Source organism: Streptomyces sp. NPDC017991 (genome assembly GCF_044328075.1).
GTDB lineage: Bacteria > Actinomycetota > Actinomycetes > Streptomycetales > Streptomycetaceae > Streptomyces.
The window spans coordinates 231,377-253,636 of record NZ_JBIRGP010000005.1 but is presented as its reverse complement, the minus strand read 5'-3'; the positions used below and the strand labels follow the sequence as shown (position 1 = coordinate 253,636).

23 protein-coding genes and 1 riboswitch are annotated in these 22,260 nt (G+C 71.3%); of the genes, 13 read left to right on the top strand and 10 right to left on the bottom strand.

The features are described from left to right. The first annotated feature begins 209 nt into the window (after positions 1-209). The 6 genes from ACH4DZ_RS17430 (at position 210) to ACH4DZ_RS17405 (ending at position 5,579) form a co-directional block, all read left to right on the top strand. Positions 210-1,046 (top strand): metallophosphoesterase, encoded by an 837-nt coding sequence (locus ACH4DZ_RS17430; RefSeq protein WP_398287988.1) that lies wholly within the window; start codon positions 210-212, stop codon positions 1,044-1,046. 163 nt (positions 1,047-1,209) lie between these two features. Further along, positions 1,210-1,743 (top strand): SRPBCC family protein, encoded by a 534-nt coding sequence (locus tag ACH4DZ_RS17425; protein WP_398287987.1) that lies wholly within the window; start codon positions 1,210-1,212, stop codon positions 1,741-1,743. 43 nt (positions 1,744-1,786) lie between these two features. After that, on the top strand, positions 1,787-3,025 hold the full coding sequence (locus ACH4DZ_RS17420; protein ID WP_398287985.1) for an ArsA family ATPase: 1,239 nt from the start codon (positions 1,787-1,789) through the stop codon (positions 3,023-3,025). A 58-nt stretch (positions 3,026-3,083) separates the two neighbouring features. Then, positions 3,084-3,620, top strand: coding sequence for a DUF5304 domain-containing protein (locus ACH4DZ_RS17415; protein WP_398287984.1), 537 nt, complete (start codon positions 3,084-3,086; stop codon positions 3,618-3,620). 53 nt (positions 3,621-3,673) lie between these two features. Then, a complete protein-coding gene (locus tag ACH4DZ_RS17410; RefSeq protein WP_398287983.1) occupies positions 3,674-4,627 on the top strand; it encodes an ROK family glucokinase in 954 nt (317 codons plus the stop codon). A 175-nt stretch (positions 4,628-4,802) separates the two neighbouring features. Beyond that, positions 4,803-5,579 carry an endonuclease/exonuclease/phosphatase family protein gene (locus ACH4DZ_RS17405; RefSeq protein WP_398287982.1) on the top strand — a complete coding sequence of 259 codons (777 nt, stop codon included), beginning with the start codon at positions 4,803-4,805 and terminating at the stop codon, positions 5,577-5,579. A gap of 23 nt (positions 5,580-5,602) precedes the next feature. Here the strand turns inward: ACH4DZ_RS17405 and ACH4DZ_RS17400 are convergent, their stop codons facing one another. Next, positions 5,603-6,298: a hypothetical protein gene (locus tag ACH4DZ_RS17400; RefSeq protein ID WP_398287981.1), complete on the bottom strand. Its 696-nt coding sequence runs from the start codon at positions 6,296-6,298 to the stop codon at positions 5,603-5,605. Beyond that, positions 6,291-7,100 carry an alpha/beta hydrolase gene (locus tag ACH4DZ_RS17395; RefSeq protein WP_398287980.1) on the bottom strand — a complete coding sequence of 270 codons (810 nt, stop codon included), beginning with the start codon at positions 7,098-7,100 and terminating at the stop codon, positions 6,291-6,293. The genes ACH4DZ_RS17400 and ACH4DZ_RS17395 overlap by 8 nt, the downstream gene beginning before the upstream one ends. A 185-nt stretch (positions 7,101-7,285) precedes the next feature. Between ACH4DZ_RS17395 and ACH4DZ_RS17390 the strand changes: the two genes are divergently transcribed. The 4 genes from ACH4DZ_RS17390 (at position 7,286) to ACH4DZ_RS17375 (ending at position 11,248) form a co-directional block, all read left to right on the top strand. After that, complete coding sequence (locus tag ACH4DZ_RS17390; protein ID WP_398287979.1) at positions 7,286-8,074, top strand: lysophospholipid acyltransferase family protein; 789 nt, start codon at positions 7,286-7,288, stop codon at positions 8,072-8,074. 38 nt (positions 8,075-8,112) lie between these two features. Continuing rightward, on the top strand, positions 8,113-9,366 hold the full coding sequence (macS, locus tag ACH4DZ_RS17385) for a MacS family sensor histidine kinase (protein ID WP_398287978.1): 1,254 nt from the start codon (positions 8,113-8,115) through the stop codon (positions 9,364-9,366). A 62-nt stretch (positions 9,367-9,428) separates the two neighbouring features. Further along, complete coding sequence (locus ACH4DZ_RS17380) at positions 9,429-10,076, top strand: response regulator (protein WP_398288308.1); 648 nt, start codon at positions 9,429-9,431, stop codon at positions 10,074-10,076. A 143-nt stretch (positions 10,077-10,219) separates the two neighbouring features. Continuing rightward, a complete protein-coding gene (locus ACH4DZ_RS17375) occupies positions 10,220-11,248 on the top strand; it encodes a 6-phosphofructokinase (RefSeq protein ID WP_398287977.1) in 1,029 nt (342 codons plus the stop codon). A 215-nt stretch (positions 11,249-11,463) separates the two neighbouring features. Here the strand turns inward: ACH4DZ_RS17375 and ACH4DZ_RS17370 are convergent, their stop codons facing one another. Both ACH4DZ_RS17370 and ACH4DZ_RS17365 read right to left on the bottom strand, forming a co-directional pair. Beyond that, the gene (locus tag ACH4DZ_RS17370) at positions 11,464-13,341 is read right to left on the bottom strand and encodes an anthranilate synthase family protein (protein ID WP_398287975.1); all 1,878 of its coding nucleotides are present in this window, start codon (positions 13,339-13,341) and stop codon (positions 11,464-11,466) included. A 135-nt stretch (positions 13,342-13,476) separates the two neighbouring features. Next, entirely contained in the window at positions 13,477-13,539 is a 63-nt protein-coding gene (locus ACH4DZ_RS17365) for a trp operon leader peptide (RefSeq protein WP_149513792.1), read from the bottom strand. A gap of 141 nt (positions 13,540-13,680) precedes the next feature. Between ACH4DZ_RS17365 and ACH4DZ_RS17360 the strand changes: the two genes are divergently transcribed. Then, positions 13,681-15,033, top strand: a complete 1,353-nt coding sequence (locus tag ACH4DZ_RS17360; protein WP_398287974.1) for a class II 3-deoxy-7-phosphoheptulonate synthase — start codon at positions 13,681-13,683, stop codon at positions 15,031-15,033. A 171-nt stretch (positions 15,034-15,204) separates the two neighbouring features. Beyond that, positions 15,205-15,450: a bacterioferritin-associated ferredoxin gene (locus ACH4DZ_RS17355; protein WP_398287973.1), complete on the top strand. Its 246-nt coding sequence runs from the start codon at positions 15,205-15,207 to the stop codon at positions 15,448-15,450. Positions 15,451-15,545: 95 nt separating this feature from the next. Here the strand turns inward: ACH4DZ_RS17355 and bfr are convergent, their stop codons facing one another. Further along, the gene (bfr, locus tag ACH4DZ_RS17350; RefSeq protein ID WP_384809366.1) at positions 15,546-16,025 is read right to left on the bottom strand and encodes a bacterioferritin; all 480 of its coding nucleotides are present in this window, start codon (positions 16,023-16,025) and stop codon (positions 15,546-15,548) included. Between the two features lie 183 nt (positions 16,026-16,208). On the opposite strand from bfr, the gene ACH4DZ_RS17345 reads away from it, so the two are divergent. Next, the gene (locus tag ACH4DZ_RS17345; protein ID WP_398287972.1) at positions 16,209-16,841 is read left to right on the top strand and encodes a sulfite oxidase-like oxidoreductase; all 633 of its coding nucleotides are present in this window, start codon (positions 16,209-16,211) and stop codon (positions 16,839-16,841) included. A 52-nt stretch (positions 16,842-16,893) separates the two neighbouring features. Here the strand turns inward: ACH4DZ_RS17345 and ACH4DZ_RS17340 are convergent, their stop codons facing one another. From ACH4DZ_RS17340 to thiO, 5 genes are all read right to left on the bottom strand, one after another. After that, positions 16,894-17,763, bottom strand: a complete 870-nt coding sequence (locus ACH4DZ_RS17340; RefSeq protein WP_398287971.1) for a deoxyribonuclease IV — start codon at positions 17,761-17,763, stop codon at positions 16,894-16,896. 71 nt (positions 17,764-17,834) lie between these two features. Then, on the bottom strand, positions 17,835-19,757 hold the full coding sequence (pknB, locus tag ACH4DZ_RS17335; protein WP_398287970.1) for a Stk1 family PASTA domain-containing Ser/Thr kinase: 1,923 nt from the start codon (positions 19,755-19,757) through the stop codon (positions 17,835-17,837). Between the two features lie 165 nt (positions 19,758-19,922). Continuing rightward, complete coding sequence (locus ACH4DZ_RS17330) at positions 19,923-20,717, bottom strand: thiazole synthase (protein WP_398287969.1); 795 nt, start codon at positions 20,715-20,717, stop codon at positions 19,923-19,925. A gap of 3 nt (positions 20,718-20,720) precedes the next feature. Beyond that, on the bottom strand, positions 20,721-20,927 hold the full coding sequence (thiS, locus tag ACH4DZ_RS17325; protein ID WP_398287968.1) for a sulfur carrier protein ThiS: 207 nt from the start codon (positions 20,925-20,927) through the stop codon (positions 20,721-20,723). Continuing rightward, positions 20,924-22,144, bottom strand: coding sequence for a glycine oxidase ThiO (thiO, locus tag ACH4DZ_RS17320; RefSeq protein WP_398287967.1), 1,221 nt, complete (start codon positions 22,142-22,144; stop codon positions 20,924-20,926). Before thiO ends, thiS begins: the two co-directional genes overlap by 4 nt. Continuing rightward, a riboswitch (TPP riboswitch) is annotated at positions 22,142-22,255 on the bottom strand. (Overlaps the previous gene by 3 nt.) Between the last annotated feature and the right edge of the window lie 5 nt (positions 22,256-22,260).

The window sequence follows — 22,260 nt, the reverse complement described above, 5'->3', positions numbered from 1 at the left end:
CCGGGAGTCGGTTGTTGAAACCCTGAGCACGACTGGACTGCCCGGACGTTACCCGCCGGTAGTACCTCTACGACAGGGGGGTCCGGTGAGATGTTCCCCGCGTCACACGTGTGGGCGTTCCTTGGCGCAGAGTAGTCCAACCCGTTACTGACCGGGTAGTAACCGCAGGTCCGCCCGCGTCTACACACGTTTGCTCCACAGGCCTACCCTTGATCGCCATGGCAGGTACACAAGGCGGCGGCGACGGCGGCGGCGAGCGAGAGACCGCGAGGACATCCCCGAGGACACGGATCCACGTCGTGAGCGACGTGCACGGCAATGCCCGTGACCTGGTCAGGGCCGGTGAGGGTGCGGACGCGCTGATCTGTCTGGGCGACCTCGTGCTCTTCATCGACTACGCCGACCACTCCCGCGGCATCTTCCCGGACCTCTTCGGCACCGAGAACACGGACCACATCGTCGAGCTCCGCACCGCCCGCCGGTACGAGGAGGCGCGGGCCCTCGGTGCCCGGCTGTGGGCGGGCGTCGATCGCGGCCCCGCCATCGAGAAGGCCGTACGGAAGCAGTACGCCGAACTCTTCGCGGCGTTCCCCACCCCGACGTACGCCACCTACGGCAACGTCGACATCCCGTCCCTCTGGTCGGAGTACGCCGGACCCGGTACCACCGTGCTCGACGGGCAGCGCGTCGAGATCGGCGGCCGCGTCTTCGGCTTCGTCGGCGGCGGACTGCGTACCCCCATGCGGACGCCGTACGAGATCAGCGACGAGGAGTACGCGGCGAAGATCGAGGCCGTCGGGGAGGTCGACGTGCTCTGCACCCACATCCCGCCCGAGGTGCCCGAGCTGGTCTACGACACGGTGGCGCGGCGCTTCGAGCGGGGGAGCCGGGCGCTGCTGGCCGCGATCCGGCGCACCAGGCCGCGTTACTCGCTCTTCGGGCACGTCCACCAGCCGCTCGCCCGGCGGATGCGGGTCGGCGCCACGGAGTGCGTGAACGTGGGTCACTTCGCCGGGACGGGGAAGCCGTGGGCGCTGGAGTGGTGAGGGCCGCCGGGGCTACCGGCGGTCGCAGGGCCGGGGGCGGCGGGCCCCCCACAGCGCGGTAGCGTGCACGCTGCGCACACAGGTAGAAAGCGTTCGTACCCCGCCGAACCTTCGTGCCCCGCAGAACCCCCCTGTCCGGACCGCATCTGGAGGAGCCACAGCGATGGCGGAACACACCAGTTCGAGTATCACGATCGAGGCGGCACCGGCCGATGTCATGGCGGTCATCGCCGACTTCGCCCGCTACCCCGACTGGACGGGCGAGGTGAAGGAGGCGCAGGTGCTCGCGACGGACGAGAAGGGCCGTGCGGAGCAGGTGCGCCTCGTCATGGACGCCGGCGCCATCAAGGACGACCAGACCCTGGGCTACACCTGGACCGGCGACCACGAGGTCTCCTGGACCCTGGTCAAGTCCCAGATGCTCCGCTCGCTGGACGGCTCGTACATCCTCAGGCCGGCCGGTCTGAGCGCCACCGAGGTCACCTACCGGCTCACCGTCGACGTCAAGATCCCGATGCTCGGCATGATCAAGCGCAAGGCGGAGAAGGTCATCATCGACCGCGCGCTGGCGGGCCTGAAGAAGCGCGTGGAGTCGGGCGACGCCGACAAGGAAGCCGACAAGCAAGCAGACAAGCAAGCGGACAAGGAAGCGAAGTCGGGGGACGCCGACAACAAGGTGGGGCCGGGCGACAAGTAGCGGCCCGTCGCCGGAGCCGCCGCACCACGTACCGTTCACCTCCATGCGCACCATCCTGATCACCGGCCCCGGCGGCTCCGGCCGCACCACCGTCGCCGCGGCCACCGCTTGGGAGGCCGCCCGCCGGGGCACCCGCACCCTGGTGCTCTCCGCGGACCGCGCCGACACCCTCGGTGCCGCCCTCGGCGCCCCCACCGGCTCCGCACCCGTCGAGACCGCCCCCGGCCTCACCGCCTGGCGGCCGGACGCGGGCGAACGGTTCCGGGCGGACCTCCTGGCCCTCCAGGAACAGGCCTCCACCGCCCTCGACCTGCTGGGCTCGGCCCGCCTGGACGCCGAGGAACTCACCCCTCTCCCCGGCGCGGAGGAACTCACCCTGCTCCGCGCCCTGCGCGACGCGGCCGCCGCGGACACCTTCGACCTGCTGGTCGTCGACCTGCCGCCGATCCCCCAGGCACTCGCCCTGCTGGCCCTCCCGGAACAACTGCGCCGGTACCTGCGCCGCCTGCTGCCCGCGGAACGCCAGGCCGCCCGCGCCCTGCGCCCCCTCCTCGGCCGCCTGGCCGGCGTCCCCGTGCCGACGGAGCGCCTGTACGAGACGGCGGCCCGCTGGGACGTCGAACTGGCCGCGGTCCAGCTGGCCGTCGAGGACCCGGCCACGACGGTACGGCTGGTCGCCGAACCGGGGCCCGCGGGCGCCGACGCCGTGCGGTCGGCCGTCACCGGACTCGCCCTGCGCGGGCTGCGCACCGACGCCCTGATCGGCAACCGCGTCCTGCCCGACGCGTCCCCCGACACCTGGCTGGCCGCCCTCGCCGCCCAGCAGCGCAAGTCCCTCGACGGATGGCGTGACGAGTGGGGCCCCGCCGGGACGTCCTCCGTCGGGACGGGCTTCGCAGGGACGTCCTCCGCCGGGACGTGCGAGGTGCACGAGATCCCCCACCTCGGCCGTGATCCGCGCGGCGCCGAGGACCTGGCCCTGCTTCCGGTGCCCGTTCCGGGTGCCGCCGCCGCTCTCGGACCGCTCGCCTGGCCCGTCGTCGACCGGCTGGCCGACGACGGCGTGCTCGTCTGGCACATCCCGCTCCCCGGTGCGATACGCGAGGAGCTCGACCTCGTCCGCCGCGGGGACGAACTCGTCGTCACCGTCGGGCAGTTCCGCCGGATCGTTGCGCTCCCGTCCGCCCTGCGCCGCTGCGCGGTCGACGGCGCCTCCCTGCGCGAGGGCGAACTGCGTGTCCGGTTCGCGCCCGACCCGGATCTGTGGCCACGGACACGGTGAACGGCCTATCCCGTTCGGGTAACGTCGAGAGACACAGAGCCGATGCTTGGAGTCCGCCATGAGCGATGAGCGCCCCACGTCCGACGCGGGGGAGGACGCGCTCGACCCGGTGCACGACGGCACGGTGCACGGCGAGGAGCGCGACGATCCGCGTGACGAGGTCCGGACGGCCGACGACGACGCCTGGGCGAAGGCGTGCGCCGAGGACCTCGCCGCCGAGCAGGCCCGCCGCCGCACCCAGTACGGCCAGCCGCCCGGCTCGGCCGCCGAGGAACTGCGCAAACTCGTCGACGCCGTCGCCGACAAGCTGTCCGGACTGCAGTCGCCCCTGCTCGGCGCGGTCGCGGGCGGCGCCGCCCAGCAGATGGTGAACCAGGTCGTGCAGCAGGCCAAGGCCGCCGTCGAGCCCGTCATCGAGCGCAACCCCGACGTGTTCGACCACCTGGCGAGCGCCGGCTCCGAGCTGCTCGCCGCGTACCGCTCCGCCGTCGAGGCGCAGGAGCGGCGCTGGACCGCCCGTGACACCGCCGCGCGCCCCCGGGACGAGGGCACCGGCAAGGGCACCGGCAGCGGTGAACACATCGACCTCGACTGAATTCGCTCGGGTACGGTTGGCCATAGCGGGGCTCGACCGAAACTGAGGGATTCATGGGACTCACCATCGGCGTCGACATCGGCGGCACGAAGATCGCGGCCGGGGTGGTCGACGAGGAAGGCAACATCCTCTCGACCTTCAAGGTGCCGACTCCCACGACGCCGGAGGCGATCGTGGACGCGATCGCCGCGGCCGTCGAAGGTGCCAGGGCCGGGCACGAGATCGTCGGCGTGGGCATCGGTGCCGCCGGATACGTCAACCGGCAGCGCTCGACGGTCTATTTCGCGCCGAACATCGACTGGCGGCAGGAGCCCCTGAAGGAAGCGGTGGAGGCCCGGGTGGGCCTGCCGGTCGTGGTCGAGAACGACGCGAACGCGGCGGCCTGGGGCGAGTACAAGTTCGGCGCGGGCAAGGGGCACCGGAACGTCATCTGCATCACGCTGGGCACCGGCCTGGGCGGCGGCATCATCATCGGCAACAAGCTGCGCCGCGGGCACTTCGGGGTCGCGGCGGAGTTCGGCCACATCCGGATGGTCCCGGACGGTCTGCTGTGCGGCTGCGGCTCCCAGGGCTGCTGGGAGCAGTACGCGTCCGGGCGCGCGCTCGTCCGGTACGCGAAGCAGCGGGCCAACGCGACGCCGGAGAACGCGGACATCCTGCTGTCGCTGGGTGACGGCTCGCCCGACGGCATCGAGGGCAAGCACATCTCGATGGCCGCGCGGCAGGGTGATCCGGTGGCGGTGGACTCCTACCGTGAGCTGGCCCGCTGGGCCGGTGCCGGGCTCGCCGACCTGGCCTCTCTCTTCGACCCCTCCGCGTTCATCGTCGGCGGCGGGCTCTCGGACGAGGGGGAGCTTGTCCTCGACCCGATCCGCAAGTCGTACAAGCGGTGGCTGGTGGGTGGGAACTGGCGTCCCGTCGCCGACGTGATCGCCGCGCGGCTGGGGAACGAGGCGGGGTTGGTGGGCGCGGCCGACCTGGCCCGGGAGCCCGACCCGATCATGTAGTGACCGTGAGTCCCTGCCGGGGGCGCGGACGTCCGTCGTCCGCGCCCCCGGTGGGGGTGGCTCGCGCAGTTCCCCGCGCACCTGCCTTTCAGGGGCGCGGGGAACTGCGCGACTAGCCCCCGCCGTGCCGCGGTGAACGACAAAGCGGCACTCTCCAGCCGATATCTTGATCCGTATGTCGACCACCCCGACAACCACTCCGCTGCCCAGTTCCCGGACGGAGTCCGACGGTTCGGCCGTCATCCGGGTCCTCAGCTACAACATCCGGTCCATGCGGGACGACACCACCGCACTCGCCCGAGTGATCGCCGCCTGCGAACCGGACCTGGTCCTCCTCCAGGAAGCCCCCCGCTACTTCCGCTGGCGCAAGAAGCTGGCCCGCCTGGCAGCGGCCTCGGGCCAGGTGGTCCTCTCCGGCGGAGCCACCGCGTCCGGCCCCGCCCTCCTCTGCTCCCTGCGCGCCACGGTCGAACGCACCGAGGACGTACTCCTCCCCCTCACCCCCGGCCTGCACCGACGCGGCTTCGCGACCGCCGTCGTACGGTTCGGCGGGGCGGACGGCCCCCGCGTCGGCGTACTGAGCTGCCATCTCTCCCTCCAGAAGGACGAGCGGCAGAAGCAGGGCGCCATGCTCCTGGACAGCCTCGCCGCCCTGGACACCCCGCACGCCGTCGCGGGCGGCGACCTCAACGAGCGCCCGAACGGCCGGACGTTCAAGCGCCTCGCGGCAGCGCTCCAGGACGGCTGGGCGGTGGCCCCCTGGGGCGGGGAGCACACCTCCACGCCCGGCGACCCCCATCAGCGCATCGACGCGCTCTTCGCCACGGCGGGCGTGCATATCCTGGGCTGCGGCGTACCCCTGGACCAGCCCGGAGTGACCGAGGCCGACCTGAGGGCCGCCACGGACCACCTCCCGGTCCTGGCCGCCCTCAGAATCCCGGCCGCCCGATAACGCCGGGCGTCGGGCGTCGGGCTTCAGACCACCGCGCCGCGCCCCGGGTCGTCCTCGTCCTCCTCGTCGCCGCGCATCCGCCCCACCAGCGTGGCGAACCCGCCGAGGAAGCCGCCGATGCCCAGCGTGGCGAGGTACCACGTCATCTCCCACCCGAGCAGCACCGCGAGAAGCAGCAGCACCGGGCCGCCGAGCACGCCCAGCCAGGCGAACTTGGCCGTGGCGTCCGCGGCGGGCAGCGGGGGCGGCTCGGGCGGCACGAAGTGGCCCTCGTCGTCCTCGTCGAAGTCCTCCTCGGCCGGTTCGGGCGCCGTGAAGTCACGCGGCCCCGCGACACCGGGCGCGAACGCCACCGAACTGCCGAGCGGCTTCCCCGCGCCGGGCCCGTCCTCGGAGCCCGCCTTCGCGTCCGGCTCCGAGCCGGCCTCCGGATCCGTGCCGTCCGTACCGCCCTGCTCGCCCTTGGCGCCCTTGGGCGTCGCGGAGCTCTTGCCGCCGGAGCCGCCCGCGCCGCCGCCGGCGTCGTTCGTCTCGGGCTCAAGGAGCGCCAGGTCCTCCACGGACTTGAAGGGCTTGGCGCCGGGCGGGTCCGGCGGTTCGTCGCCGTATCCGGCCACGATCGCCTCCCACGCCGCCGTCTCGTCGAACGACGGGCCCTGTTCCCCGCCGGGCGGTGCGTCCTTCTCGTCGGGCTCGCGGTCCGCGTCGTGCTCAGCCACCAGTGGCCGTCCCTTCCTGCTGACTCGCCTGACCCGCGCCGGCCTCCTTGCCGGCACCGGGTGCGAGCCGGGAGACGAAGGCGAAGCTCTCCTCGAAGATCCGGTCCGCGTCGTGGTCCAACGTCGCGACGTGGTAGCTCTGTTCCAGAAGTATCTCCGTGACATCCACGGACGACACCCGGCTGAGGATGCGGGCCGAGTCGGCGGGCGGCACGACATGGTCCTGCGGGCTGTGCAGGAGCAGCATCGGCTGGGTCACCTGCGGCAGCTCGCCGTCGACCAGCCGGTAGAAGTTACGCATCGAGTGGGCCGCGTGCAGGGGCACCCGGTCGTAGCCGATCTCGATGCCGTCGTCCTTGGCGATGTCGCTGGTGATGCCGGGCACCGTCCTGACGAGGTGACGGATCACCGGCAGCGCGTACGCCTTGAGGCCGTGCACCTTGTTCGCCGGGTTGACGACCACAATGCCGCTGACCTCGTCACCGTGCCTGGCGGCGAGCCGCAGGGTGAGCGCGCCGCCCATGGAGAGGCCGAAGACGAAGACGTGGGAGCAGCGCTCGCGCAGGGCGCGCAGCTCGCGGTCCACCTCCGCGTACCAGTCCTGCCAGCCCGTGAGCTGCATGTCCTCCCAGCGTGTGCCGTGCCCGGGCAGCAGCGGCAGCGAGACGGTGAGACCGCGCTCGGCGAGATACTCCGCCCAGGGGCGCAGCGACTGCGGGGAACCGGTGAAGCCGTGGCAGAGGAGGACCCCGACCTCTCCCCCCTCGTGGTGGAACGGCTCAGCTCCGGGAAGGACCGGCACCTTCGGTCTCCTGTTCGTTCAGGGGCGCGTCCAGGGGCGACGCGACGCTCACCCCGAAGCTTCGAGGCGTACTTCACCGTACGCGACGGCACTGACACCGACCAGGGCCGTCGGGCCCATTGACGGTGCTCCGAGTTAGGGTCTGATCGACAGACACAGGAGGCACTCGGGTGATCTACGGCGCAATGAAGTTTTCCATCGGAGGGCCCCTGAAGCTCGCCTTCAGGCCCTGGGTGGAAGGCCTCGGGAACATCCCCGCCGAGGGCCCGGCCATCCTGGCGAGCAACCACCTGTCGTTCTCGGACTCGTTCTTCCTCCCCGCGGTCCTCGACCGCAAGGTCACCTTCATCGCCAAGGCGGAGTACTTCACCACGCCCGGCGTCAAGGGCAGGATGACCGCGGCCTTCTTCAAGGGCGTCGGCCAGCTGCCGGTGGACCGTTCCGGCGGACGCGGCGCGGGCGAGGCGGCGGTCAGGAGCGGTATCGACGTCGTGGAGCGCGGCGAGCTCTTCGGTATCTACCCGGAGGGCACCCGGTCGCCCGACGGCCGGCTCTACCGGGGCAAGCCCGGCGGACTCGCGCGCGTGGCGCTCGCCACCGGGGTGCCGGTCATCCCGGTCGCCATGATCGACACCGAGAAGATCCAGCCGCCCGGCAAGGTGATGCCCAAGCTGATGCGCCCGGGCATCCGCATCGGCGAACCGCTGGACTTCAGCCGCTACGGCGGCATGGAGCACGACCGTTTCGTTCTGCGCGCGGTGACCGACGAGGTCATGTACGAAATCATGAAGCTCTCCGGACAGGAGTACGTCGACATCTACGCGACGGCCGCCAAGCGGCGGATCGCGGAGGCGGCGAAGGCACAGAAGCAGGCACAGAAGGAAGCGCAGAAGGAAGCCGACCGGGCGCGCCAGGCGGCGGACCAGGAGCAGGCCGGCCAGGAGCAGGCCGACAAGGAGCAGACCGGCTCGTAGACCTGGACGCGGCCGCGGGGGATGGGGTACTGGGGGACATGGCCAAGCGCGAGAGAGTCATGAGAATGTCGGTCGAGCAGCCGCTGTGGCGCGCGCTCACGGGGTACCGCGTCCTGACGCTGTTCTACGCGATCGGTCTCTTCGTCGCGAAGAACGACGAGTTCATCCGCCCCGAAGTGGCCATCGGCTACTACGTACTGCTCTTCGCCTGGACCTTCGCCACCCTGCCCAAGGTGGCGAACGCGCAGAGCTGCACCAAGCCCTTCCTCGCGGCCGATCTGACCGTCGCCCTCATCGGCATCCTGCTCACCCCGGTCGCGGACGCCCACGAGCGGATCGTGGCGGGCGGCCCGACCCTCCCCTCGATATGGACCGCGGGCGCGGTACTGGCGTTCGCGATCAAGGGCGGCTGGCGCTGGGCGGCCTTCGCCTCGGCGCTCGTCGGCGTCGCCAACGTCGTCCAGCGCGGCGCACTCAGCGAGGACACCCTCCACAACGTGCTGCTGGTCTGGGTCGCCTCGATCGCCATCGGATACGTCGTCGAGGTCGCCCGCGCCTCCGAGCGCACCCTGGCCCGCGCCCTGGAGATCGAGGCGGCGACACGCGAACGTGAGCGGCTCGCCCGTGACATCCACGACGGCGTCCTCCAGGTGCTCGCCATGGTGCAGCGGCGCGGCTCGGCGCTCGGCGGGGAGGCCGCGGACCTGGGCCGCCTCGCCGGCGAGCAGGAGGTGGCGCTGCGCACCCTGGTCTCCGGCGGACTCGTACCCGTCTCACGGGTGTCGGAGGACGAGACCGAGGGCGCGGTGGTGCGCACGGTGGACGAGCCGGACCCGGGGGACGACTCCGTCCCCCGCGATCTGCGCCCGCTGCTCGCCCCGTACGCCACCGCGAAGGTGACGTTCTCCGAGCCGGGCACCCCGGTGCCGCTGCCGGCCGGGGCCGCGAGGGAACTGGCCGCGGCGGTCGGTGCCGCCCTGGACAACGTCCACCGTCACGCGGGCGAGGACGCCCGGACCTGGATCCTGGTCGAGGACGAGCCGGACGAGGTGATCGTGACCGTACGGGACGACGGCCCCGGCATCCCCGAGGGACGGCTCGCCCAGGCCGAGGGGGAGGGGCGCCTCGGGGTGGCCCTGTCGATCCGCGGACGGCTGCGCGAGATCGGGGGCACCGCCGAGCTGATCTCGGTGCCGGGCCAGGGCACGGAAGTGGAACTGAAGGTACCGAAGCAGGCACCGAAGGCCTCGAAGGGGCCCACGGGCACACGGGGGAAGGCGGAGAAGGCATGACCGAGGGGCAAGGACAGGGGCCGGGGTCGGGAACGGGACAGGGGCAGGTCCCGATCAGGGTCATGGTGGTCGACGACCACCCCATGTGGCGCGACGCGGTCGCCCGCGACCTCGCCGAGTCCGGGTTCGACGTGGTCGCGACCGCGGCCGACGGCGAGCAGGCGGTGCGCCGGGCCCGGGCGGCCGGTCCCGACGTCCTCGTGCTGGACCTGAACCTGCCCGCCAAGCCCGGTGTGCAGGTCTGCAAGGAACTCGTCGGTTTCAATCCCGCCCTGCGCGTCCTGGTCCTCTCGGCGAGCGGCGAGCACGCCGACGTCCTGGAGGCGGTCAAGTCGGGCGCCACCGGCTATCTGATCAAGTCGGCCTCCACGCAGGAACTGATCGACGCGGTGCGCCGCACGGCCGTCGGCGACCCCGTCTTCACCCCGGGCCTCGCGGGCCTGGTCCTCGGTGAGTACCGCAGACTCGCCTCCGATCCGGGCCCCGCCACGGGCGGCGACGAGCCGAGGGCCCCGCAGCTCACCGACCGGGAGACCGAGGTACTGCGCCTGGTGGCCAAGGGCCTGAGCTACAAGCAGATCGCCGAGCGCCTCGTGATCTCCCACCGCACCGTGCAGAACCACGTCCAGAACACCCTGGGCAAGCTCCAGTTGCACAACCGCGTGGAGTTGGTGCGCTATGCCATAGAGCGGGGCCTCGACGACGCGTAAACCCACCGATACACACCAACGAGTGACGGCAGGTGATCAACTCCCGCACATTGCAACGGAATTGACCTTCCGCCCCCTGCTGGAGTGACCTGGATCACTATTAGCGTGAGTCCTGTCAGCCAACCATGGCGAAGGGACTTTCCATGCGGGTCGGAGTACTGACCGGAGGCGGCGACTGCCCCGGGCTCAACGCCGTCATCCGGGGCATCGTCCGCAAGGGCGTGCAGGAGTACGGCTATGACTTCACCGGCTTCCGGGACGGCTGGAGGGGTCCGCTGGAAGGCGACTTCGTCCGGCTCGACATTCCCGCCGTGCGGGGCATCCTGCCGCGCGGCGGCACCATCCTCGGCTCCTCGCGCACCAACCCCCTCAAGGCCGAGAACGGCATCCGCCGGATCAAGGAGAACCTCGCCAAGTGCGAGGTGGACGCGCTGATCGCGATCGGCGGAGAGGACACCCTCGGGGTCGCCGCGCGCCTCACCGACGAGTACGGGGTGCCCGTCGTCGGCGTACCGAAGACCATCGACAACGACCTGTCCGCCACCGACTACACCTTCGGTTTCGACACCGCCGTCGGTATCGCGACCGAGGCGATCGACCGGCTGCACACCACCGCCGAGTCGCACATGCGCGTGCTGGTGTGCGAGGTGATGGGCCGGCACGCGGGCTGGATCGCCCTCCACTCGGGCCTCGCGGGCGGCGCGAACGTCATCCTCATCCCGGAGCAGCGCTTCGACGTCGACCAGGTCTGCGCCTGGGTGACCTCGCGCTTCAAGGCCTCGTACGCGCCGATCGTGGTCGTCGCCGAGGGGGCGATGCCCAAGGACGGCGACATGGTCCTCAAGGACGGCACGCTGGACTCCTTCGGGCATGTGCGGCTGTCCGGGGTGGGGGAGTGGCTGTCCAAGGAGATCGAGCGGCGCACGGGGAAGGAGGCGCGGACGACTGTGCTCGGGCATGTGCAGCGGGGTGGTACTCCGAGTGCGTTCGACCGCTGGCTCGCCACCCGCTTCGGTCTCCACGCCATCGAGGCCGTCCGGGACGGGGACTTCGGCAAGATGGTCGCGCTCCAGGGCACCGACATCGTCCGGGTCCCCATCGCCGAGGCCACGGCCCGCCTGAAGACGGTGGATCCCCGGCTGTACGCGGAGGTCGGAGTCTTCTTCGGCTGACCCCCGACCGGGTTGCACGCCCCCGCCGCCCCTACCCATTCCCGTCACTGCCTCGGGGGCTCCGCCCCCGAACCCCCGTTGCGCAGTTCCCCGCGCCCCTAGAGGTGCCTCCCCAGGGGCGCGGGGAACTGCGCAATCTTTTAGCGGGGTCTGGGGGCGCAGCCCCCGAGGCAGTGACGGGACGGGTAGGGGCGGCGGGGGCGAAAAACGCCCGATTACTGGAACGTGCCGGTGCCCGCCCCCGCGCGCACCTGAACCAGCAGTTCCCGCACGACGTCCGTGCCGCGCAGGGTCAGTACCGACTCGGGATGGAACTGCACCCCGGCGAACCCGGGCCCGCGCAGCGCGTGCACCTCGCCCGCGCGGGTACGGGCGACCTCGACACCATGGGCCGCCAGCTCCAGCGCGGCCTCGTCGTCGCAGCGCGCCGCGAAGCTGTTGTAGAAACCGACGGTCTCGGTCCGCCCGAACAGGTCGATGTCCGTCTGGGCCCCCTGGTACGGGATCTCCTTGCGCACGATCTCCAGGCCCAGTTCCGCCGCGATCAGCTCGTTGCCCAGGCACACCCCCAGGACGCCGTACCGGTGCCCGCGCAGCACCTCCGCGGTGAGGCCGCGCAGGAAGGCCATCCTCGGGTCCGTCAGGTCGGACGGGTCGCCCGGGCCGGGGCCCAGCACCAGCGGTCCCTCGTGCGCCAGGACGGCCTCCCGCAGCCCTGCCTCGTCGTACCGCCGCACGGTCACCGCCAGCCCGGACGAACGCAGCAGATGCGCGAGCATCGCCGTGAAGGTGTCCTCCCCGTCCACGACGAGCGCATCGCCCGACAGTTCGGCGGACGGCTCCTGCATCCGCAGCCAGAACGGTGCCAGCGAGGCCCGCCGCCCGTCGAGCGCGGCCCGCACCCGCGGATCGTCCGCGAGGTTCGCCCGCGCCTCGTCCCCGCCCGGCCGCCCGGGGCGTACCCCGAGAGCGGCCAGTACGCCCGCCGCCTTCGCGTGCGTCTCCGCGACCTCGCCCGCCGGATCCGACCCGCGGACGAGCGTCGCGCCCACCGGTACGCGCAGCCGGCCGGCACCGTCGATGTCGGCGGTCCGGATGAGGATGGGGGAGTCGAGGGTCTGGGCGCCGCCCGCGTCACGCCCGATGAGGGCGAGGGCCCCCGCGTAGTAGCCGCGTCCGCCGACCTCGTACCGCTCGATCACCCGGCACGCGTTCTGCACGGGCGAGCCGGTGACGGTCGCGGCGAACATGGTCTCCTTCAACACCTCGCGCACGTCCAGCGACGACCTGCCCCGCAACTCGTACTCGGTGTGCGCGAGGTGGGCCATCTCCTTCAGGCGCGGCCCGATCACGACCCCGCCCATGTCGCCGACCGTGCACATCATCTTGAGCTCCTCGTCGACGACCATCGAGAGCTCCTCGATCTCCTTGCCGTCGGCCAGGAACTCCAGCAGGTCCTCGGGCGTCGGCCCCGCGGCGGGATAGCGGTACGTCCCGCTGATCGGGTTCATCACGACGGTCCCGCCGGACATCCGCACATGCACCTCGGGACTCGCCCCGACGAGCGTCCGCTCCCCGGTGTGCACCACGAACGTCCAGTAAGCCCCCCGCTCACCCACCAGCAGCCGCCGGAAGAGCGCCAGCGCTTCGGCCCGTCCGAACCCCGGGATCTCCCCCTCGTACGTCCGCCGGATGACGAAGTTCGCGCCCTCGCCCCGCCCGATCTCCTCGCGCAGCACCCGCCCGACGATCTCCGCGTACTCCTCGTCAGCGACGTCGAAGCCACCGCCCTCGACCCGCACGTCGTGCGCGGGCAGCTCCGCCAGGACCTGCTCCAGGGAGAACTCGTACGACTCCTCGGGGACGAGCACCGACAGGGGGGTGCCGTCGTCGTGGACGTCGAAGCCGCGCTCGCGGATCTGGCGGTACGGGACGAGGGCGAGGCCCTCGGGGAGGTCGGCCAGCCGTTCGTGCTCGGTGACGGGGCCGAGCAGCAGTTCGACGGTGTCGCCCGGCTCGGCGGGGCGGCCGGGCGTGCGGCGGCGCAGCAGGGCGAACGGTCGGGGATCGTCCAGCAGATCGAGCAGGTTCATGGGTCCCTGTTCCTTCTCGGCGTCTCGGCGTCTCGGTGGATGAGGTGGGCGAGAGGTCGTGAGGAACGGTCCCGGTCGCGAAAACACCGAAGGCCGCCCCTCGGGCGGCCTTCGCGAAGTCTTGCGTACGCGCAGTCAGTGGGCCGCCGGGTGAGCGGTCCACCACCAGTTCTGGTGCTGGGTCGGGTGCGCGAACATGCGCCGCACCCTACCCCACGCCGGGTCCGCCGCGCGGTCCGCCGGACGGTGGCCTGTTCCCGCCACGTCGATCGAGCGCGATCCGTCTCAATTGATGAGCATGGGGAGGGATGCCCGACACGACCCCGTAATGTTGACGCCGTGACCGTGAACGCTAAGTCCAGCGCGAGCGCTGGCAACACCTGGCGAGACCTGCCCGCGGCGCAGCAGCCCGAGTACCCCGATGCCGAGGCTCTGCGCGAAGTGATCGCGGACCTTGAGTCGTATCCGCCGCTCGTCTTCGCCGGCGAGTGCGACCAGCTGCGCGCCCGGTTGGGGGCAGTCGCCAAGGGCGAGGCGTTCCTTCTCCAGGGCGGCGACTGCGCCGAGGCCTTCGACGCCGTGTCCGCCGACCACATCCGCAACAAGCTCAAGACCCTGCTCCAGATGGGTGCCGTCCTCACGTACGCGGCGTCCGTGCCGGTCGTGAAGGTCGGCCGGATCGCCGGCCAGTACTCCAAGCCGCGCTCCAAGAACACCGAGACCCGTGACGGCGTGACCCTGCCGACGTACCGCGGCGACTCGGTCAACGGCTTCGACTTCAACGAGAAGGCCCGGATCCCGGACCCCGAGCGGCTGAAGCGGATGTACAACGCCTCCGCCTCCACGCTCAACCTGGTCCGCGCCTTCACCACCGGCGGCTACGCGGACCTGCGCCAGGTGCACGCCTGGAACCAGGACTTCGTACGGACCTCGCCGTCCGGCCAGCGCTACGAGCAGCTGGCGCGCGAGATCGACCAGGCGCTGCACTTCATGAACGCCTGCGGGGCCGACCCGGAGGAGTTCAAGACCGTCGAGTTCTACGCCTCCCACGAGGCGCTGCTGCTCGACTACGAGTCCGCGCTGACCAGGGTCGACTCCCGCACCGGGCACCTGTACGACGTCTCCGGGCACATGGTGTGGGTCGGTGAGCGCACCCGGCAGCTGGACGGCGCGCACATCGAGTTCGCCTCGAAGATCCGCAACCCGATCGGGGTCAAGCTGGGTCCGACGACCACGGCCGAGGACGCGCTGCAGTACATCGAGCGGCTCGACCCGGACCGCGAGCCGGGCCGGCTGACCTTCATCGTCCGGATGGGCGCCGACAAGGTCCGCGACAAGCTGCCCGAGCTGGTCGAGAAGGTCACCGCCTCGGGCGCGACCGTCGCCTGGATCACCGACCCGATGCACGGCAACACCTACGAGGCGGCCTCCGGTCACAAGACCCGCCGCTTCGACGACGTGCTCGACGAGGTCAAGGGCTTCTTCGAGGTCCACAAGGGGCTCGGCACGCACCCGGGCGGTATCCACGTCGAGCTCACCGGTGACGACGTCACCGAGTGCGTGGGCGGCGGCGACGAGATCTTCGTCGACGACCTGCACCAACGTTACGAGACGGCCTGCGACCCCCGGCTGAACCGCAGCCAGTCGCTTGACCTGGCATTCCTGGTCGCGGAGATGTACCGGGACCAGTAGCAGATCAGCAGCCGTTCCGGCTGTTACAGGCACGCATATTGGGGCGCGGATCACATACGATCCGCGCCCCGTCGCACTTTTGCGGCCCGGACTCGCCGGGTAAGGTTAGGTTAGCCTCACCGATCTTCGGGACGGCACGACCTATCGAATCCCGTCGGGAGGTGGAACCGCGTGTTCGTCTGCAACTGCTTCGGAGTGACCGAGGCACAGGTGAAGAAGCACGCGGCGGACGGTGCCTGCACCCCCCGGCAGATAGCGTCCGCCTGCAAGGCGGGGACCGACTGCGGATCCTGCGTCCGGCGCATCCAGGCGCTGCTGGGCCGGGGCGCCCTCCCCGGCCGGGATTCGGCCAAGCAGGACATACCGGCGCTCGTGGAAGCGGGGCGCCGAGAAGAGCGGCTGGACGAGGCGGCCTGAGCCCCGGCCCGTCCGGCCAGGACTTCTCCCGTTCCGACTTCCGCGGCCCGGACCTCTTTCTCCGGCCCTGGGGCGCCGGCCCCGGCTCACCGGTTCTAGCTCTCCGGCTGCTCGATGAGCTGCGCGATGTAGAGCGCCTCGCCCAGCTTTTCCACCAGCTCCAGCTGGGTGTCCAGATAGTCGATGTGGTGCTCCTCGTCCGCGAGGATCGACTCGAAGATGTTCGCGGACGTGACGTCGCCCTTGGCCCGCATCACGTCGATACCGCGCCTGAGCCGGTCGATCGCCTCGACCTCGACCTGGCGGTCCGCCTGGAACATCTCGGTGACCGTCTGCCCGACCCGGACGTGGAAGAGCCGCTGGTAGTTCGGCAGGCCGTCCAGGAAGAGGATGCGGTCGGTCAGCAGCTCCGCGTGCTTCATCTCGTCGAAGGACTCGTGCCGCGTGTACTTCGCCAGCTTCGTCCAGCCGAAGTTCTCCTGCATCTTCGCGTGCAGGAAGTACTGGTTGATCGCGGTGAGCTCGGCGGTCAGCTGCTCGTTGAGGAATTCAAGAACCTCGGGGTCGCCCTGCATCGCGAAGGCTCCTTTCGGGCGGGTGAACTGGTGGGTTGCGCCGCATGATTGCACCGGCGTTGAAGATCGTCCAGTAAGTGCATGCTTAGTAAGTAAGTACAGGCTTAGTCCGAGTTGTCGCGATTGACCGAGTGGGTACGGACCTGGTCATGTCCACCTTCCCGGGTCTGTCAGGATGGAGTCATGGGTCAGCCGGTGGGTCGTGAATCTGGAGAAGCAGCGCAGTCGGAGCTTCCGCCGGGGCAGCGACTGCAGCGGGGCTGGCCGGTCACGCACTACGGGCCCGTACCCAAGTTCCGTCCCGAGCGGTGGGAGTTCAGGATCTTCGGCGCCACCGCCGACAGCGAGAAGTACTGCTGGACCCACGACGAGTTCACCGCACTGCCGTACGCGACGGTCGTGGCCGATCTGCACTGCGTCACGAAGTTCAGCATGACCGGCGCGGAGTGGGGCGGTGTGCCGACCCGGACGATCCTGGAGATCGCCCCGCCGGCGCCCTCCGTCACCCATGTCATGGTCTGGGCGGAGTACGGCTTCAGTTCGAATCTGCGCCTCGACGACTTCGCGTCCGAGCGCTCGATCTTCGCCACCCACAAGGACGGTGAACTGCTCACCGCGGAGCACGGCTTCCCGCTGCGTCTCGTCGTGCCGCAGCTGTACGCGTGGAAGGGCCCCAAGTGGGTCCGCGGCGTGGAGTACATGACCGCCGACCGCCGCGGCTTCTGGGAGGAGCGCGGCTATCACAACATCGGCGACCCCTGGCGCGAGCAGCGCTACTCCTACCAGGAGGAGCCCGGGGACGGCCCCGAGCTCTGACCGTCCATCGCGCCCGGCCGGACGCCAATCCGCCGTTGCCGGGGGTGTTCGGTCAGCCGTCCCTGAGCTTCTTCAGGCGCTCCACGTCCGCCGCGTGCCCCTCCTTGCCGCCGGGCGTCTCGATGATCAGCGGTACGCCCTCGGTGGCGGGGTGGGTCATCAGGGCGCGGAACGGGTCCTCGCCGATGTGGCCGGCGCCGATGTTCTCGTGGCGGTCCTTGTGGGCGCCGGCCACGTCCTTGGAGTCGTTGGCGTGGATCAGTTTCAGGCGGCCCTCGCCGACCGTGTCCACCAGCAGATCTAGGGTCTGGTGCATTCCGCCGGGCCCGGTGAGGTCGTGGCCCGCGGCGAAGATGTGGCACGTGTCCAGGCAGACACCCAGCTTGGGATGGGCGTCGAGCGCCTCGAAGTACGGCCCGAAGTCCCAGGTCCGCGAGCAGAGCGAGGCGCCCTGGCCGGCGGTCGACTCCAGCAGCAGGAACGGGTCGTCGTCGTGGGTCAGCTCGTCGAGCAGCGGCAGCAGGTACTCGCGCACCTGCCGGAGCGCGACCGACCGCTCCCGGCCGCCGGTCGCCGAGCCCGTGTGCACGACCACGCCGAGCGCCCCGATCGCCCGCCCCCGGCGCAGCGAGTGCCGCAGCGACTCCACCGACTTCTCCACGGTCGCCTCGGTGTGCGAACCGAAGTTGATCAGGTAGGGCGCGTGGACGTACGCGGGGAGCGACTCCGCGGCGCAGGCCGCGCGGAACTGCTCGTCCTGGGCCGGGTTCCCGGGCGGTGTCGCCCAGCCGCGCGGGTTGGCGACGAAGACCTGGACGGCCTCGGCGGCCAGGTCACGCGCGTACGAGAGGCCTACGGAGGCAAGGCCTCCGGCGACGGGGACATGGCCGCCGACGGGGTTACGGGACTGCTGAGTGCTCACCCTCCAAGGGTGTCACGCGGTCCCGGCCGTTGGGTCGGCGGCCATGTCCTTACAAGCCTGTCAGGCTCTGCTCAGCGGATCTCGATGGTGATCTTCGACCCCTTGGGCGCCTTCTCGCCGCCCTCGGTCGACTGGCTCTCGACCGTGTCCCCGAAGAGTCCGAGCAGCCCGCGGTCCACCTCGACCTCGAAACCGGCCGCTTCCAGTTCCTGCTTCGCGTCGTCGACGCTGTCGCCCACGACGTCCGGCACCTCGACCATCGGCGGGCCCTTGGACACTGTCAGCTCGACGGTGTCGCCCTGTGCCACCTGCTTGTCGGCATCGGGTGACTGCGCGGCGACCTGGCCGGCCTCGTGGTCGGAGGTGATCTGTCCGGCGGCGACCTCGACCGTCAGGCCCGCGTCCTCCAGCTCCTGCCTGGCGTCGTCCAGGTCGTCGCCGAGCACGTCGGGCACGTCCACCGGGCTGCCCTTGCTGACGACCAGCGCGATCGCCGAACCGCCGCGGCGCTCGGTGCCCGCCCCCGGCTTCGTACCGACCACATAGCCCGCGGTGACGTCCTCACTGAAGGACTTGGTGACCATGCCCGCGGCGAGGCCTTCCTTCTTCAGCCGTTCCTTGGCCTTGTCGAGCGTGTAGCCCTTGAGGTCCGGGACCCGCACGGTGTGGGGGCCTTTGGAGATCGTCAGGGTCACGGAGCCGTTGTCGCGGATCCGGGTGGCGGGCTTCGGGTCGGTGCTGACGACCCTGCCCAGCTTGACCGTGTCGCTGTACGCCTTGGTGGTCCGCACGCCGAGGCCGGCGCCCTCGATGCTCTTCGTGGCCTGCGCCTCCGTCTTGTCGAGCACCGCGGGGACCTCGGTGAACTGGCCGGAGTTGATGTACCAGACCCCCGCGCCGACGCCGAGGACCAGCAGCACCGCGGCGACGATCGCGAGCACACCCCGGCGCGGTGCCGCCGTGCGGACGCGCCGCGGCGGCTCGGGCGGCGGGGAGGGCAGGAAGCTCGTGCGGTGCAGCTCCGCGTCGTCCTCGTTCACCGGGAGCAGCCGGGGCACCGACAGCGAGCGCGGGATCACGCTCGTACGGTTGTCGGCGCCGGGGCGGTCCGTGGCGACGGCGCCCGGGGGGACGGCGTCCAGCTGGTCGTCGCTCAGGGCGCTGCGCGCGTCCAGAGTCTGTGCGAGCAGCGCCACCGCGTCGTACGGGCGGACCCCGGGGTTGCGCGCGGTCGCCGAGGTGACCAGCTCGTCGAGGTCGTGGGCGAGGCCCGGCACGAACGCCGACGGCGGGGGCACGTCCTCGTGGAGGTGCTTGTAGAGCACCGCGGCGGGTGAGTCGCCCGAGTGCGGCCGGTCGCCGGTCAGCATCTCGAAGAGGAGGATGCCGCACGCGTACACGTCCACGCGGGGGTCGGCCGTGCCGTGTTCTATCTGCTCCGGCGCGAGGTACGACACCGTGCCCAGGATGGCGCCCGTCGTGTGGGTGACCGTGTCCACGGCCCGTACGAGACCGAAGTCCGCCACCTTCACCCGGCCGTCGTCCCCGATCAGGACGTTCTCCGGCTTCATGTCGCGGTGCACGAACCCGGCGCGGTGCGCGGCGCCGAGCGCGGCGAGGACCGGCTCCAGGATGTCCAGCGCGGCCCGCGGCTGGAGCGCCCCGCGCTCGCGCAGCACGTCGCGAAGGGTGCATCCGGCCACGTACTCCATCGCCAGATAGACGTACGGGCCGTCGGTGCCCTGGTCGAAGACCTGCACCACGTTCGGATGGGCGAGCCTGGCCACCGACTTGGCCTCGCGGATGAAGCGGTCGACGAAGGAGGCGTCGGCCGCCAGGGTCGGATGCATCACCTTGAGCGCGAGCACCCGGTCGAGGCGGGTGTCCACGGCCCGGTAGACCGTGGCCATCCCGCCGACCGCGATGCGGGCGTCGACGCGATACCGACCGTCGAGCACATGCCCGACCAAGGGGTCTTGAAGGGTCGTATCCACGCAGGTGAGTGTACGAGCCACCACTGACGGAGCCGCCCGTGCGGGCGATTCCGGGGCGGTACTGAAGCCGAGCTGTGACGCACCTCGCACCGTGCACCACCGCCGTGCGGCGCGCTGATGCGGACGGATTTTCGGGCCGATGTCAGGCCAATGCCGGGCCGATGCTCAAAAAGCGGGGCGTTCCGGATCGAGTCGTGCGATTCCCTCCGCCGGGGACGAGGCCTCCGCGAAGTGCCGGCGCGGAATACGCCCCGCCCGGTACGCGAGGCGCCCGGCCTCGACCGCGTGCCGCATGCCCTCGGCCATGAGGACCGGCTCCTGCGCCCGGGTCACGGCCGAGGCGAGCATCACACCGGCGCACCCCAGCTCCATGGCGAGCGCCGCGTCCGAGGCCGTGCCCGCTCCCGCGTCCAGAATGACCGGTACGCGCGCGTGCTCCACGATCAGCTGGAAGTTGTGCGGGTTGCGGATCCCGAGCCCCGACCCGATGGGCGACCCGAGCGGCATGATCGCGGCGCAGCCCACGTCCTCCAGCTTCCGGGCGAGGACCGGGTCGTCGTTCGTGTACGGGAGGACCGTGAAGCCGTCGTCGACGAGGGTCTCGGCGGCGTCGAGCAGCTCGATCGGGTCGGGCAGCAGCGTGCGCTCGTCGGCGATGACCTCCAGCTTGACGACGTCCGTACCGAGCGCCTCGCGCGCGAGGCGGGCCGTCAGGACGGCCTCCCCGGCGGTGAAACAGCCCGCGGTGTTGGGCAGTACGCGGATGCCGAGCCGGTCGAGCACGGAGAGGACCGAGCCGTGGGACCCGGGACTCACGCGCCGCATGGCGACCGTCGTCAGCTCCGTGCCGGACGCGACGAGCGAGCGCTCCAGGACGTCGAGGCTGGGGGCACCGCCGGTGCCCATGATCAGACGGGACGTGTAGGACGTACCGCCGAGGACGAAGGGGTCGTCGGCCATGGGTCAGCCTCCTTGGACGGCGGTGAGCACTTCGACGCGGTCTCCCTCGCGCAGGAAGGTCGCCGGCCACTGCGTGCGCGGGACGACGGTCTCGTTGAGCGCGGCGGCGACACCGGAGGGAGCCGCGCAGAGAGCCGTCACGAGGGCGTCGAGAGCGGTGTCGGCGGCGAGTTCCCGCCGCTCCCCGTTGACGAGGACGGTCACGCTCATGCGGGCTGCTCCGTGAGTGCGACGGCGTCGAACCGCCCGGGGGTGAACGGACGGGCCTCTTCGGTGAGTTCCCCCGTGGTCAGGGCGTGCGCCAGGGCGTCGCCGGTGACCGGGGTGAGCAGCACGCCGTTGCGGTGGTGGCCGGTTGCCAGGAGCAGCCCCGGGAGATCGGTCGGGCCGAGCAGGGGCGCGTTGTCGGGGGAGGCCGGGCGCAGTCCGGCGCGCGTCTCGGTGAGCGGCAGTTCGGTGATGCCGGGAACGAGTTCGTGGGCGTCCCGCAGCAGCTCGTACACACCGCCCGCGGTCACCGTGGTGTCCCAGCCCAGCTCCTCGCTGGTCGCGCCGACGACCAGCTCGCCGTTCTCGCGCGGCACCAGGTAGACGTGGCTGCCGCGGACCACGGCACGCACGGTCCGGCTCAGGAAGGGCGCGTTCAGGGGCGCGTTCGGGCTCCGGAGGGCCGGGGTCCGCTCCGGCATGGCCAGCCGCAGCACCTGCCCCTTCACGGGACGCACCGGCGGCAGCACGTCCTTGGGCACACCCGCGAGACGTCCGCTGAGGCTGCCCGCGGCGAGGACCACCTGCCCCGCGGACAGTTCGGTGCCGTCCGCCGTGACGACTCCGGTGGCCCGGTCCCGTACGACGGTCAGGCGCTCGGCCCACGTCCGGTGGAAGACCACCCCGGTCCGCTCGCAGGCCGTGACCAGAGCCGCGGTGAGTCGCCGCGGGTCGATCTGGTGGTCGCCGTCCACCCGTAGTCCGCCGCGCACCCCGGGCGCGAGCATCGGCTCCAGGCGGCGGCACTCGCGGCCGCTCAGCCACTCCGACTCCAGGCCCGACCGGCGCTGCAGGGCGTGCAGTTCCCGCAGATGGGCGCGGTCGTCGGCGTCGAGCGCGACGCTCAGCGTGCCGCACCTGCGGTAGCCGAGGTCCTGGCCGGTCGCCCCGGTCAGCTCCGCGACGAAGTCCGGATAGCGCCGCGCCGAGGCCAGGTTCAGGCCGAGGAGGGTCTCCTCGCCGTAGTGCAGCTCGGTGACGGCGGCCAGCATCCCGGCCGCGACCTGCGCGGCGCCGCCGCCGGGTTCGGGATCCACCAGCGCGGTCGTCAGCCCGCGCTGCGCGGCCCGCCAGGCGGTGACCAGCCCGATGATCCCGCCCCCGACGACCAGGACATCGGTGGTCGGGATGCTCAGGGGTGCTTGCGGTGTACGCGACATGGGCGTCCAGCCCCTCCCTTCGCCGGCATGACCCGGATCAGGTTCGTACGGTCGGAGGCCGTCCCAGCCTCCCTCTCAGCCCGGTACGCCCGGGCTCCCGCGAGTGCTTTACGTTG